This is a genomic window from Kitasatospora sp. NPDC092286, assembly GCF_044755565.1.
Classification (GTDB): Bacteria; Actinomycetota; Actinomycetes; order Streptomycetales; family Streptomycetaceae; genus Kitasatospora.
In genome coordinates this window covers 142,585-155,778 of record NZ_JBIVRD010000006.1, presented here as the reverse complement: position 1 = coordinate 155,778, position 13,194 = coordinate 142,585, and the positions used below count along the sequence as shown (strand labels likewise).

Genomic DNA, 13,194 nt, shown 5'->3' with positions numbered 1-13,194 from the left:
ATCGTCCGGGCCGCCCCACCCGGCCGGCGCCCCCACCGGCAGAGAGCGAAGGCAACCGATGAACGAGCTGGTCGACCGGTACTTCGATGCCGCGATCGCCCACCTTCAGCGGGTCCGCACCGAGGAGGCCGAGTCCATCGAGGCGGCCGCCACGCTGCTGGCCGAGGCTGTCACCGAGGGGCGCCGGGTCTTCACCTTCGGCTCCGGCCACTCCTCGCTGGCCGCCCAGGACGTGGTCTACCGGGCCGGCGGACTCGTTCCGGTGAACCTGCTCGACGTCCCCGGGATGGCCGGGGTGACGGTGATGCCGGCCCCGCTCTCCAGCGCGCTGGAGCGGGTCTCCGGCCTGGCCACCACCACCCTGGACCTCACTCCCGCCACCGCCGGGGACCTGCTGTTCGTCATCTCGCTCTCCGGCCGCCAGATCATGCCGGTCGAACTGGCCCAGTACGCCCGTGCCCGCGGTCTGAAGGTGATCGGGCTGACCTCGCTGGCGTACCCGGCCGAGGTGGCCTCGGCGCACCCCTCCGGCACCTATCTCAAGGACCACTGCGACGTGGTGCTGGACAACAAGATCGCGGTCGGCGACGGCGAGCTGACCCATCCGGCCGCCGAGACCACCTTCGGCCCGGTCTCCACCATCGTCGCCGGCGCGCTGATGCAGGCCGTGGTCGCCTCGGCGGTCGGCCGGCTGGCCGACGCGGCCGCCGCCGGCACCGGCGCCACCCCGCCGCTGTTCCGCTCCGGCAACGTGCCGGGCGGCATGGAGTGGAACGCCAAGCAGATGGCCGACAACGCGGAGCGGATCTTCTACACGTTCTGATCCGCACGCTCCGGTCCACGTTCTGGTCCGCACGTTCCGATCCGGCGCCGGGGCCGCGCTCGCGGCTCCCGGTGCCGGTCCCCGCCCCGGCACCGCGATATGGGACAACCTCGGAGGCTTCCCGGCCATTGCGGCCCGGCCGGACGCCCCACCAGGCGTACCGGCCCGCCGCCCGGGGCAGGAGAGCGGTGCGACCGGAGCGACGGGTGGGGGCCGAGAATGGCGTCGGATGCGGGTCCGATGGGGTGGGTGCGCGAGCACGAGCTGCTGCCCGAGCTGTTCTGGGCCGCCGACTCGGCCTCGCAGCAGGGGCAGCGGCGGGCCGTGCTGCTCTCCGCCTGGGAGCTGGTCCTGCTGGTCGCCGCCGCCGCGACCGGCTCCGCCGACGGCGACCCCTGGGCCTGGCTGGCCGCCCTCGCCTATCTCGGCGCCATCGTGCTCGCCCTGGTGATCAGCCGACAGAACCCGCAGGGCCTCTGGTACGAGGGCCGGGCCGCCGCCGAGTCGGTGAAGACGCTGGCGTGGAAGTACGCCGTCCGCGCCGACGCCTACCAGCCGCCGCCGCGCAGCCTGCCGGACGCCGAGGGCCTGTACAGCTTCCAGCTCGGCCGGGTGCTGCACGCCTTCCGGGGCAGCCGTGCGGTGGGCGCGGGCACCGGCACGGAGATCACCGACGCGATGCGCGACCTGCGCGGCCGGCCGCTGGCGGTGCGCCGCGAGGTGTACCTCAGGGAGCGGATCCAGGTGCAGCACGACTGGTACCGGGCCAAGGCCCGGTACTGCGCCCGGGCGGGCTTCTGGACCGGGGTGCTGGGCGTGGTGCTGCCGCTGCTCGGCCTGGTGCTGGCGGTGCTGCGGGCGATGGGCGAGTTCGGCTACGACGCCCTCGGCACCGTCTCGGCGGTGGCCGCGTCGGTCACCGCCTGGGCGCAGTTGCGCCAGTACCGGCCGCTGGCCGCCGCCTACCGCCTCGCCGCCGACGAGCTGGAGCTGATCCGGCACCAGCTCGCCCGGCTCGACGTCGGGGCGGCCGGCGCCGAGGAGAGCTGGGCCCGGCTGGCCCGCGACGCCGAGGACGCGGTCTCCCGCGAGCACACCACCTGGCAGGCCCGCCGTGAGGTCCGCGCCACCACCGACCGGGACCACTGAGGAGGCCGCGCGTGTCGTTACGGATGGTCAAGGCCGCGGACAACCGCGTCCTCGCCGTCGAGACCCTGGGCGACCCGCGCGGCCGGCCGGTGTTCCTGCTGCACGGCATGCCGGGCAGCCGGGTCGGCCCGCACCCGCGCAGCACCGTGCTGTACCGGCTGGGCGTGCGGCTGATCTCCTTCGACCGGCCCGGCTACGGCGACTCCACCCGGCTGCCCGGCCGCCGGGTGAGCGCGGCGGCGGCGGACGTCCGGACCATCGCCGACGAGCTCGGGCTGGCCGGGTTCGCGGTGCTCGGCCGCTCCGGCGGCGCCCCGCACGCGCTGGCCTGCGCGGCACTGCTGCCCGAGCGGGTCAGCCGGGTGGCCGTGCTGGTCAGCCTGGCGCCGCGGAACGCGGCCGGCCTGGACTGGTACGCCGGAATGACCCCGTCCAACGTCCGGGCGTACCAGGAGGCCGAGCGCGGCCGCGAGCGGATCGCGGACGCCATGCAGTTCCGGTCCCAGCAGATCAAGGACGACCCGGTCAGTCTCCTGCAGGGCCTGCGGTCCGAACTGCCGTCCACCGACCGGGAGGTGGTCGCCGACACCGGGTTGCGGAGGATGCTGCAGAGCAACTACCGGGAGGCGTTCCGGCACAGCGCCGACGGCTGGATCGACGACGTGCTGGCGTTCACCACCGACTGGGGTTTCAAGGTCGAGGACATCGCCGTGCCCGCCTGGCTCTGGCACGGCGCCGACGACCAGTTCTCCCCGGTCGAGCACTCCCGCTGGCTGGCCGACCACATCCCCGGCGCCGCGCTCTTCCTGGAGCCCGGCGCCGCCCACTTCGGCGCCTTCCGGATGATGACCACCGCGCTCAGCTGGGCGGCCGGGTAGCCGCCGCGGCCGGTCCTGCCGGTCCTACCGGGCCGCCGTCACCGCCGTCACCGGCGTCACCGGGGCGCCGCCGGCCAGCACCGCCAGCACGTTGTCCACCGCGAGGCCGCCCATCGCCTGCCGGGTGCGGACGGTGGCGCTGCCCAGGTGCGGGGCCAGCACCGCCCGCTCCTGGGCGAGCAGCGCCGACGGCACCTCGGGCTCGCGTTCGAAGTTGTCGACGGCGGCCGCGAACAGCGCCCCGGACTCCAGTGCGGCGGCCAGCGCGAGCTCGTCCACCACTCCGGCGGTCATGCTCACCACGACCGCGCCGGGCGGCAGCCGGTCCAGCCGGCGGGCGTCCAGCAGATGCCGGGTGGCGGCGCTGAGCGGGCAGGTGACCACCAGGACGGCGGACCGCGCGAGCAGGTCGTCCAGCGGCAGCCAGGTGGCGCCGTCCGCCTCCCCGGGCGGCAGCTCACGGCGGTTGTGGTAGGCGACCGGCATGTCGAAGGCCCGGGCCCGGCGGGCTACCGCCTGCCCGATCCGGCCCATGCCGAGGATGCCGAGCGGGGTGCCGGCCAGCTCCAGGCCGAGCAGGAAGTTCGGCGCCCAGGCCCACGGCCGCCCGGAACGCAGCCACCGCTCGCCCTCGCCGAGCCGCCGGGTGGCCGCCAGCAGCAGGGCCCAGGCCATGTCGGCGGTGGCGGCGGTGAGCACGCCGGGCGTGTTGCTGACCTGCACCCCGCGTTCGGCGCAGGCCGCGAGGTCGATGTTGTGGTGGCCGACCGCGTGGTTGGCGACGATCCGCAGCCCCGGGCCGGCCGCGTCCAGGAACTCGCCGTCCACCACGTCGTCCAGGGTGGTGATGACGGCGGACCGGCCGCGCACGGCCGCCAGCAGGTCACCGCGGGCCATCGGGAGGTCCGTGTCGTGGCAGGTGGCGGCATGGTGCGCGGTGAGCCGTTCGGCCACCCCGGGCGCGAGCCGTCGGGTGACCAGGACCGGGGGCAAAGAGGACAGTTGGGTCATAGGGCCCGCAGCGTACCCTGCCGCGGGCCCCCGGGCGCCTGCGGCAGGGTACGCCGGCCGGCCGGGCCGCCGGTCACACCGGCTGCGGTTCGAGGTCGCGGTTGATCCGCTTCCAGCCCCGGGCCGAGACCGTGTTGGGGTGCTCCTCGCCGAACTGGCGGATCAGCTCGGCGACGGCCTTGGCCCGCAGCTCGGCGGCCTGGGTGTGCCGGCCGGCCGAGCGCAGGGTGACGGCCAGGTTGGCCTGACAGGCCACCGCGTCCGGGTGCCGGGGGGTGTACCGCGCGCAGAGGCCCTCGTAGGCGGTGCGCTCCAGCTCCTCGGCCCGGGTGTACTGGCCGTCGTCGCCGTAGGCGTTGGCCAGGTTGATCATCGCGTTCAGGGTGAACGGGTGCTGCCCCCCGACGGTCCGCAGCAGCGCCTCCACGGTGGCCTGGCCGCGGTCGATCGCCTCCCGGATGTCCCCGCTGCCGCGCAGGTAGATGCCCAGGTTGTTGCCACAGGCCAGGGTGAACGGGTGCTCGTCGCCGAACAGCCGCCGGTGGCCCTCGAACACCGTGACGGCCAGGTCGCGGGCGGCCTCCTTGTCACCGGAGGCGCTGTAGTCGGCGGCCAGGTTGAGCGCGCAGGCCAGGGCGTCGGGCGCGTCGGCGCCGTAGCGCTCCAGGTAGCGCTCGTAGGTCTCCTTGGTGATCCGGCGGGCCTCGGCGAGCTGGCCGGCCTTGCGCAGCGAGACGGCCAGCGACTTGGCGTTGCGCAGGTTCTCCGGCAGGTCGGGTTCCAGCACGTCGCCGAAGTCGTTGGTGACCTCCTGGAGCAGGTCGGCCGAGCCCTTGTAGTCGCCGAGTTCGCGCAGGTCCCGGGCGAGGTTGGACTTGGTGGAGAGGGTGTAGGGGTGGCGCGCGCCGAGCACGGCGGTGCGCCGGTCCAGGGTCTCCCGGTCGAGGTCGCGGGCGGCCTCGCTGTCGCCGACCAGCCGGTAGTCGATCGCCAGGTTGTTCGCCATGGAGAGCGTGCGCGGGTGCTCCTCGCCGAACAACTCCCTGAACTGATCGAGGATTTCGCGATCCATGTCGAGCGCGGACTGGAACCGGCCGAGCGCCCGGCGGTCGGCCCCCAGCGATCCCGCGGTCATCAGGGTGTACGGGTGGTGCTCGCCCAGCAGCACCCGCTGGCGCTCCAGGGTGGACTCGTCCAGGGCCAGCGCGTCGGCGTAATTGCCCTGCGAGCGCAGCACGTTGGCGAGCTGGAAGCGCAGCAGCAGGGTCTGCCGGTCGTCCGTGCCGAGCTTGCGGGTCCACTCCGCGTCCAGCGCGTGGCCGAGGTCGCGGGCGCGGTCCAGCTCGCCGCGCTTCCACAGGTAGCGGACCCGGTCGATGAGCAGCTGGCGGGTGTCCGCCTCGTCGCAGTTGTGCGCCTTGGACGGCGACAGGTGCGGCCAGATCTCGTCGAACGCGGGCCAGTTGGCCGGGTCGTCGGTGTCGCCGAGGACGGGCCGGGCGCCGGTGAGGATGCGGTGCACCTCGTGGACGGCGGTCTCCTGCTCCTCGTCGCTCATCTCGGACCGGATCACCGCCTGGACCAGCCGGTGCACCTGGAAGCTGTTGCTGCCGGCGTCGACCTTGGCGAGCGCGTACCGGCCGATCGCCTGGATCACCTTGCCCAGCATGAACTTGTCGTTGAGGTCCTCGTCGTACTTCACCAGCGCGCGGATCATCTGGTCGCTGTAGAAGAGGTTCATCGAGATCGGCTCCGGCGCGAAGAACGCGCAGAGCTGCAACAGCCGTACCGCCGCGGGCGACTGGGTGCGCAGCCGGGCGATGGAGACGTTCCAGGTTGCGCCGACCGGCGTCGGGTAGTCGGCCGGCCGGGCGACGGCCAGCGCGCGGGCGGCCTCGGCGTGCAGCTGGGCGACGTAGGTACCGACCGGCGTGCCGGTGGTGTCCAGCCAGGCGGCGGCGACCTCGACGGCCAGCGGCAGGTCGCCGACCGCCTCCGCGACCCGGTCGGCGTCGGCCCGGGAGAGCCCGCGGGCGCGCCGGCAGAGGTGCTCGACGCTCTCGCCGCGGGTGAAGACGTCCACCTCCAGCGCCTCGGCGTGGCCGGACCAGGCCTGGTTGCGGGAGGTGACCAGGATGTGGCCGGAGCCGCCGGGGAAGAAGCGGCGGATCTCGGCCGGCTCGTCGGCGTTGTCGAAGATCAGCAGCCAGCGGGAGGTCGGCACCCCGCGGCGCAGGGCCTCCCGGGCCGCCTCGGCGGCCTCGGTGACCGAGTCGCCGACCCGCAGGCCCAGCCGACGGGCCAGATCGGCCAGGGCCGGGGCGACCAGCTCGGTCTGCTCGGCGTCGATCCACCAGACCAGGTCGTAGTCGGACATGAAGCGGTGCGCGTACTCCAGCGCCACCTGGGTCTTGCCGACGCCGCCGAGCCCGTACAGGGTCTGCGGGGTGGGCAGCACCGCCGCCATGCCGCCGCGCAGCTGGTTGCGCAGCTGCTCCAGCACCGCGGAGCGGCCGGTGAAGGACGGGTTGCGCGGCGGCACGTCCCAGACCTGCGGCTTGCTGCCGGGGAAGCGCGGCCCGGTGCCGGTGGTGTCGGCGAGCGTGACCTCGGACCGGCCGAGCGCGCGCAGCAGGGTCTGCACGGACTGCACCTCGTCCCGGCCCACCAGGTCGACCGGGTTGCGGTTGCTGAACGGCGCGGTGAGCCGGACGTCGCCGACCCGGACCGGCACCAGCTGGCGGCGGGTGCCGGACGGGTCGGAGCTGACCACGGACTCCCAGAGCGCGCGGGCCTGCGGCGAGCGCTGGTAGGCGGGCGAGAGCACGGCGACCGTCCGGTAGGCGGCGTCGATGCCGCGCTCGGTCTCCTGCCGCGGGTCCGAGCCCGCGCTCAGGTCGCGGGGCAGTACCCGGAACCCGGCCCGGGTCAGGACGGACTCGATCCAGTCCGCCCACATCCGGTCCTCGGGGACGTAGGAGAGGTAGAGGTCGGCCGGCACGGACGGGCGGCGCCGGGTGAAGGCGTCCACATAGCGCAGCCGGACCTCCTCGTCGACGGTCGGCAGCGAGGCGGCCCGGCCCTCGGTGATCACACCGGTCAGCCGCTCGCAGGCGGCGAGCATCGAGGTCGGGGTGCCGCCCTGGTCGCCGAAGGTCGCCAGGATCTCCTCGTAGGCGTAGAACGGCCGGTACGGGATCTCCACCGAGCCCCAGTAGTGCGCGAGTTCATCGCCGCTCAGGCCGGCCGGCAGCCCGTCGAAGCGGATCCGGGCGAGCGCCCGGCCGGCGTCCGCCTTCTCCTTCTCGCCCTCGTCGATGCGCATCGGCACCGGCAGGATGCGGATGCCGCGCTCGCGGTAGCGGTCGTGGATGTGCTGGGCGATCCGGGAGGCGCCGTCGATCGACTGGTCGCTCAGGGTGAAGCAGACCACCAGGTCGTCGGGCATCTGCACGGTGCAGATCTCGGCGATGTCGGAGAGGCCGGTCCGGGAGTCGATCAGCACGTAGTCGTAGCGCTTGCGCATGTCGGCGCGGAGCGCGTCGAAGAACTGCCCGCCGTCGAAGCGGTCGTAGAAGATGTCCCAGTCCAGGTGGGTGACGGCCTCGGAGTAGTCCCGGTTGAACTGGCCGGCGGAGAGGAAGTCCAGGCTGCCGCCGCCGGGGAAGCCTGGCCAGGCGAGCGAGAGGGCGTGCGGGTGCACCCGGGCGAAGTCGAGGTGCCAGCCCTCGGCGTGCTCGACCGGCCGCAGCGCCTCCTCCCGGTACTCGGCGATCAGGTCCATCATCCCGGTGGTGCCGGCCAGCGCCGTCGGGTCGAGGAACGGGTGGAAGAACTTGGCGAGGCCAGGCGCCTCCAGGTCCCAGTCCACGGTGAGCACCCGGAAGCCGTTGGCCGCCAGGATCCAGGCGGTGTTGGCGAGCGCCATGGTGCGCCCGGTGCCGCCCTTGTAGGAGTAGAAGGTGATGATCCGGCCGTTCCGGTCCTGCTCCGCCTCGCGCTGGGCGGCGAGGTCGGCGGCGCTGAGGCCGCCGATGCGGAGGTTCCTGGTGCGGTTGTCGCTCATAGGGTTCCTCCCCCGGGCGGCATCCCGTCGTCCGGGCGGTCGCCTCCGTCACGTGCTGGATGGTCGTGGCCGAATGGTGCGGATCCGGATCCGGGTCCGGGTCCGTCCCGTCCGCGCCCGTACCGGAAAGCGTCCCGCAGACTGGGCCTCGGCGCCGCCGGTTCGTCCGGTTCGTTCCTGGTCCGGCCCTCGAAGGCGTACTTGGCCTTCATCGCGGCCCGGGGCAGCGCGTCGTCGAACTCCTCCAGGCTGGCCAGCCCGGGCGGTCCTCCGGTCGCGCCGAGAAAGCTCGGACGAGCCGAACGATGGGTGAACTTCAGCGCCTGGTCACTGAGTTCGCCCAGCTCACCGTGGCGCTCGACGCAGTCCGGGTCCTCCAGGTTCCACGGCTCCAGGACACTCACCCAGGCCGAGTCGGAGCGGTCGAAGCGGCGGACCAGCTCACGGCGCCGCTCGTCCCGCAGCGCCCAGCGGTCCAGCAGCAGCAGACCGGGCGCGGCCGGGTCGCCGCCCCCGGTGATCGCCTCGGCCTCGTCGTCGAACTCGTGCACGGTCGCCTGGAACCCCAGCTGCCGTGCCAGACGCACCGCGTGGTCGGCCAGTGACCGACCGGCGGCCGGCCGGTACGGGTGCCAGTCGGTGCGCTTGGGCCCGTAGAAGTCGGGGTTCCGGTCGGGCGGCAACTCGCCCTGGTGGTAGGAGAGTACGGAGATCCGCAGCTGCTTGGTGGGCGCGGCCACATTGAACGCGCTGGGCTGCGACTGGAATTCCAGCCGGCGGCCGACCGGAATCACCGTCTCCTCGGCCACCTCGACGATCCGCCGGGCCAGCCGGTGCACGGCCAGCTCGTAAGCGGACCGGAAGTAGCTGAGCTTCATCAGCGCGTACAGGCCCTCGGTGGCGTAGTCCGGGCCGAAACTGGCGTGGTTGAACTGGAGTTCGCTGGCCACCTGCGGAAGCTTGTAACGGCTCATCGGCGCCCAGAGCACCGGTACGATACCGCTTGTCCGCTCCGAGTCGATGTTCGCCGGATAGACCGGCCGCCGGGTGAACGAGTACCACTCCTGCCCGCACGGGACGCTGTTGAAGTACCGCGGCGAGTACAGCGGCACGAACACCCGGCAGGTGGCCAACTCCTCCGAGAGCCGCTCGGCCCACAACTCGCCCTGGTGCATGGACTCGTCCATGAACCCCACCGACACCCCGGCGGGCGCGGTGGTCAACTGCAGCACCGCCTCGCAGAGATCCCGGTACAACTGCCGCACCCAGTGGTTGGGGTCACCGGCCCCCCGGGCACCGGACTTCGGGGTGTGGGCATAGCTGAGGAAGAAGTACGGCCGGGCGGAGTCCTCGTCCCAGCCACGGTCGTTCACACGCGCCTCCCCCTGGCCCGTCGGCAACCTTGATCCCGCAGCCCCCGTGCGCGGGGCTTCAGTGTAGGAACGAACGACACCCCAATGGAATAGCACAACAAGCCGCACCAATTGACATGCCCGAAACGATCGCCCCCACACGGGCCGCCCGGGCGCTGCCCTCCGCCCCAACGGCACTCCGGCGCTGCTCCGGCGCTGTCCCGGCGCGCGGGGAGGCGCGCCCGATGGCCCGCCACCCGCACCCATTCGTCGTTCCTGGCGATCCCGAAGGAGTAGCCTCGTACCGGCGGAAGTCCGGCCGGCTCGACAGCCTGGCACTCGCTCCGCTGGACGCTGCCACCACCTCACCGTCGCCGGCCTCCCGGGACTTGAGGGGATTGATCCGGCACATCCGCCACAAGGCCCGAGGAAGGCAGCCATGGCCCAGCTCACCTGGGAGAAGTCCAGCTTCAGCGGCGACCGAGCCGACTGCATCGAGATCGCGACGGACGGGGACCTCGTCCACATCCGCGAGTCGGACAACCCCTCCACCGTCGTCACCACGACCAAAGCCAAACTCGACGCCTGGATCCGCGGCGCGAAGGCCGGCGAGTTCGACCACTTCGCCCCCTGACCCGGGCTCCGTTGGATTCGCGGCCCGTGCCCCGACAACCCGGGGCACGGGCCGCCGTCGTTCAGCCCAGGAGCGCGGCCCTCGAACCTGCCCGCACGCCTACGGCTCCCCTGCAGGATCTGGGTCCAGCCACGTCCGGAAGTCCGGCTGAAGCGGGCCGCCGCACAGGATGTCAGCCCGCGAGGAGCACACGCGTCTCGTCACTCACCTCGGGCAGGTCACTCCGGTCCGCCCAGGTCGAGTCGTCGTGCTCGGTGAGCACGATCGGCCCGCACTTCCCCACGGCGACCGCGAAGGTGAACTGCCGCGTCAGCAGGCCGTTGTCAGAGGTGTAGTCGAAGGCACCGACGTAGCCGGTGACCTCGGCGACGGTGAGGCCGGTCTCCTCCATGACCTCCCGCCCCAGGGCCGCCTCCAGATGCTCGCCCGGCTCGACTCCGCCGCCGGGCAGCTCCCACAAGCCGCCGAGAAAGTCATCGGGCTTCCGCCGCAGCAGAAACACGCGGCCCGCCTCATCGGTGATCAGCGCGCCGACGACGAACTGCCCGACACCCGCGCCCACCGCTTCGGCCAACAGGCCAGGGACGAAGTCGGGTTCCGTGGCAAAGAGAGAGGTCACAACAACTCCTTGTGGTGATCGATCACCTTACGGGCCGCGCGTACGTACTGCTCGGCCAGCGGAAGATCCTCCTCACGATGCCAGACAGGCAGCTTGATCGCGTGCCGGTAGGTGTGCTCGGCGACCGGGAAGTCCCCGTCCACGTACCGCCGGTGAGAGTTCGGGTGGTCGGGGAACAACGGGCCGGGTCGCCGGTACAGGGGGAGCTGATTCATCGGGCACGTCGAGCCGGGCCGGTCGAACTCGGTGGCGCCTTCCGCCACCAGAGCGCGATGGAACTGCTCGACACCCAGTCCGCCCAGCTCGGCAGGCCGGTAGGTGAGCGTCAACCCGTACCAGGACGGAATCACCCCGTCGGGCATCGGGATGACATCCAGCCCGGGCATGTCCGCGAACCGCTCGCATCAGCTCCACCCGGAATGTCTCAGGAGGATAGCTGCCGATCAGACAGGTCCTGTCTCAAGGATCACGGCCGGGTGATCGAGCTGGGACACCGAATGCGACCCGGTCGACAACACCTACCAGCGCACTGTCAACCGGAAGCTGACGGTGCAGGAGCCGCAGCACACCCTGGCCCAAACCTCTGCCACTGCCACTGCCACTGCCAGCGGGCGGCGCCGGCGGCTATCGCGTTGCCGGGTTCTTCCCGGTCAAGACCAGGACCAGCACGTCATGTAGCGCGGCACCTGTCCAGGGACGGTTCTCGCCGACCTTCTCGTAGCCCCAGGACCGGTACGCTCGGCCGGCCGCTTCGGCTTCGGGTCGAGTGTTGAGCAGGACGCGCTCTTGCGTGAGGCCGTCCACGAGAGCGTGGTGCACCGCCGTGGCGACACGCTGCCCGCGCCAGGCGGGGCGGACTGCGAGCTCGAACAGACCGAAGGTCCGGTGGCCGTCCTCGCGACTCACCCGATCCGGTACAGGCATGGTCAGGGTGTCCCACCACCCGGTGGAAGCGGGCAGCGGGTAACCATAGGCCATACCGACGGGCTCGCCGCCGTCGGTGCGCGCCAGGACGGCACGATCTGCACGGCCTGGCCTGACCGCCGCACTGCTCAGCGGCCGTCGTCAACCCCCAGCACCACCCCGAAGGGGTCAATGACCTGCGCAATCTGGCGCTGGGGGGACAGTCGCAGCGGGCCGCGGTGATGCGTGCAGCCCGCCTCCAACAACCACGCCAGGGCCTTATCCACGTCGGCGACCCGCCAGTAGACCACGGGGCTGCCACCGCGCGGGTTGCGCTCATCATCCGCCGGGTGGAACCCGATCTCGACGCCGGCGTGCTCCACCCACGCGAAGACCGCCCCGCTCTCGCTCACCTCGCGATGGACCGGCACCCCCAGCAGGCTGCCGTACCAGGCAGCAGCCTCATCGGGCGAGTCGGCGAACGCCATCACGGCTACTACGCTCTCGAACACGGCTTGCCTCCGGATCTCGTCCAAACTGAGCGACACATTTGCGGAACATAGGGCTCAGAAGGGAAACTACCGTTCAACAAGGGCAGCTCAAGCGCGTGTTGACGAAACACCGCCTCGCCGCAGTGAGCCCTCCTTGACCAACTCGGTTTCTCTGTAGACACGGTGGCCACGTGGTGCGCCGATCCCGCCGTGGTTCCGAGGGCCGAGATACAGCAGTTCCTGGATGTGCTGTACGAGAGGACGTCGAACGCAGCCCGGCAGCGCTTCGCGCTCCTGGTCGCGGGGGAGCAGACCGGACTCGGCATGGCCGCGGTCAAGTTCCTCGGCGAGCGCGTTCACCCGAAGGCCGGGCGGCTCATGTCGTACACGGCCTGCGAGACCGTGAGCGGAACCGCCCGGGTGGTGGACGCCGAAGAGCTGGACGCGCCGGCCTGGGTCGCACACGCGGAGATCCCCGGGTGCGTGCCGTACGGACTCTTCGAGCCGGTGCAGGCCTACCTCGATTCCGCGCCGCCCGGCTGACCGACCGGTCAAGGGCCACCGGCCTGGAACCGTCGCCTCTTCGGCAGGCCGAAGAGGCGACGGTGGTGATGGCCGGCCTCGGCTCGGGGCACGGGTGCCGAGCACGAGAACGCATCCCGTTCCACGCGGTGTGCCGCAAAGCAGCACTGCACGAAGCACGGGCCGCTGCCCTCCCCCGTCACTGCGGCGGAGGTTTGAGACAGGGGGTGACGACGAGGAGAGAGATGCGGTCATCACCTGCCGTACTGGAGACGTCGACGAGATAGTCGCTGACGGGATGGCGAGCACTCACCGTCGACTCCGGCGAGCCGTCGGGCATTTCGCGGTAGCCGACGATCTTCAGGCCTTCGTCCTTCAGCCGGTCCCGTACCTTGCGGACGACCTCGTTGTGTCGGGCGTTGGGAACGTTGCTGTGCACCCCGTATGTAAGGGTGAACCGGTCATCGGGCGCCGACTCACCGTTCCTGCCGACACAGGAGGTGAAGCCAGGCCGGACGGGTTCGTCGTTGATCTCGATGCCGGCCACCTGGGCCAGATGCTCGACGAGCTGGCGGGCCCAGGCTTCGCTTTCCTCTTTGGACTTGACCGGCAGCGGGTCGTCCTTTCCACTTCCCGGGGCGGGAGTTGAGGACATACAGGCTCCAAGGGTTACGGCTGTCAGCACAGCAACGACAAGACGGCCGATGCGGGACATGGTGGTGTGTGTGGTTGCCATGGATGGGTCC

General features: G+C 71.9%; 13 protein-coding genes. 5 read left to right on the top strand and 8 right to left on the bottom strand.

Going from position 1 to position 13,194, the window contains the following annotated elements; translation table 11 throughout:
* The first annotated feature begins 58 nt into the window (after positions 1-58).
* The 3 genes from ACIQIB_RS08485 to ACIQIB_RS08475 all read left to right on the top strand — a co-directional run bounded on the left by ACIQIB_RS08485 (position 59) and on the right by ACIQIB_RS08475 (position 2,850).
* Positions 59-823 carry an SIS domain-containing protein gene (locus ACIQIB_RS08485; RefSeq protein ID WP_363607867.1) on the top strand — a complete coding sequence of 255 codons (765 nt, stop codon included), beginning with the start codon at positions 59-61 and terminating at the stop codon, positions 821-823.
* A gap of 249 nt (positions 824-1,072) precedes the next feature.
* Positions 1,073-1,972 carry a DUF4231 domain-containing protein gene (locus ACIQIB_RS08480; RefSeq protein WP_363607868.1) on the top strand — a complete coding sequence of 300 codons (900 nt, stop codon included), beginning with the start codon at positions 1,073-1,075 and terminating at the stop codon, positions 1,970-1,972.
* Positions 1,973-1,995: 23 nt separating this feature from the next.
* Positions 1,996-2,850, top strand: a complete 855-nt coding sequence (locus ACIQIB_RS08475) for an alpha/beta fold hydrolase (RefSeq protein ID WP_363607908.1) — start codon at positions 1,996-1,998, stop codon at positions 2,848-2,850.
* A 24-nt stretch (positions 2,851-2,874) separates the two neighbouring features.
* Here the strand turns inward: ACIQIB_RS08475 and ACIQIB_RS08470 are convergent, their stop codons facing one another.
* The 3 genes from ACIQIB_RS08470 to ACIQIB_RS08460 form a co-directional block, all read right to left on the bottom strand.
* Positions 2,875-3,861 (bottom strand): 2-hydroxyacid dehydrogenase, encoded by a 987-nt coding sequence (locus ACIQIB_RS08470; RefSeq protein ID WP_400757317.1) that lies wholly within the window; start codon positions 3,859-3,861, stop codon positions 2,875-2,877.
* Between the two features lie 73 nt (positions 3,862-3,934).
* A complete protein-coding gene (fxsT, locus tag ACIQIB_RS08465; RefSeq protein WP_400757316.1) occupies positions 3,935-7,927 on the bottom strand; it encodes an FxSxx-COOH system tetratricopeptide repeat protein in 3,993 nt (1,330 codons plus the stop codon).
* Positions 7,924-9,300 (bottom strand): TIR-like protein FxsC, encoded by a 1,377-nt coding sequence (locus ACIQIB_RS08460; protein ID WP_400757315.1) that lies wholly within the window; start codon positions 9,298-9,300, stop codon positions 7,924-7,926. The genes fxsT and ACIQIB_RS08460 overlap by 4 nt, the downstream gene beginning before the upstream one ends.
* A gap of 418 nt (positions 9,301-9,718) precedes the next feature.
* On the opposite strand from ACIQIB_RS08460, the gene ACIQIB_RS08455 reads away from it, so the two are divergent.
* On the top strand, positions 9,719-9,913 hold the full coding sequence (locus ACIQIB_RS08455; protein ID WP_400757314.1) for a DUF397 domain-containing protein: 195 nt from the start codon (positions 9,719-9,721) through the stop codon (positions 9,911-9,913).
* Positions 9,914-10,085: 172 nt separating this feature from the next.
* Here ACIQIB_RS08455 and ACIQIB_RS08450 read toward each other — a convergent pair whose 3' ends face one another.
* The 4 genes from ACIQIB_RS08450 to ACIQIB_RS08435 all read right to left on the bottom strand — a co-directional run bounded on the left by ACIQIB_RS08450 (position 10,086) and on the right by ACIQIB_RS08435 (position 11,947).
* A complete protein-coding gene (locus ACIQIB_RS08450; RefSeq protein ID WP_400757312.1) occupies positions 10,086-10,487 on the bottom strand; it encodes an NUDIX domain-containing protein in 402 nt (133 codons plus the stop codon).
* Positions 10,488-10,528: 41 nt separating this feature from the next.
* Positions 10,529-10,894, bottom strand: a complete 366-nt coding sequence (locus tag ACIQIB_RS08445) for a hypothetical protein (RefSeq protein ID WP_400757311.1) — start codon at positions 10,892-10,894, stop codon at positions 10,529-10,531.
* 262 nt (positions 10,895-11,156) lie between these two features.
* Positions 11,157-11,543, bottom strand: a complete 387-nt coding sequence (locus ACIQIB_RS08440) for a GNAT family N-acetyltransferase (protein WP_400757367.1) — start codon at positions 11,541-11,543, stop codon at positions 11,157-11,159.
* A gap of 41 nt (positions 11,544-11,584) precedes the next feature.
* A complete protein-coding gene (locus ACIQIB_RS08435; protein WP_400757310.1) occupies positions 11,585-11,947 on the bottom strand; it encodes a VOC family protein in 363 nt (120 codons plus the stop codon).
* 225 nt (positions 11,948-12,172) lie between these two features.
* On the opposite strand from ACIQIB_RS08435, the gene ACIQIB_RS08430 reads away from it, so the two are divergent.
* Complete coding sequence (locus tag ACIQIB_RS08430; protein ID WP_400757366.1) at positions 12,173-12,469, top strand: NUDIX hydrolase; 297 nt, start codon at positions 12,173-12,175, stop codon at positions 12,467-12,469.
* 178 nt (positions 12,470-12,647) lie between these two features.
* On the opposite strand, the gene ACIQIB_RS08425 is transcribed toward ACIQIB_RS08430, so the two are convergent.
* Positions 12,648-13,184 carry a hypothetical protein gene (locus tag ACIQIB_RS08425; RefSeq protein ID WP_363607875.1) on the bottom strand — a complete coding sequence of 179 codons (537 nt, stop codon included), beginning with the start codon at positions 13,182-13,184 and terminating at the stop codon, positions 12,648-12,650.
* Positions 13,185-13,194: the final 10 nt, after the last annotated feature.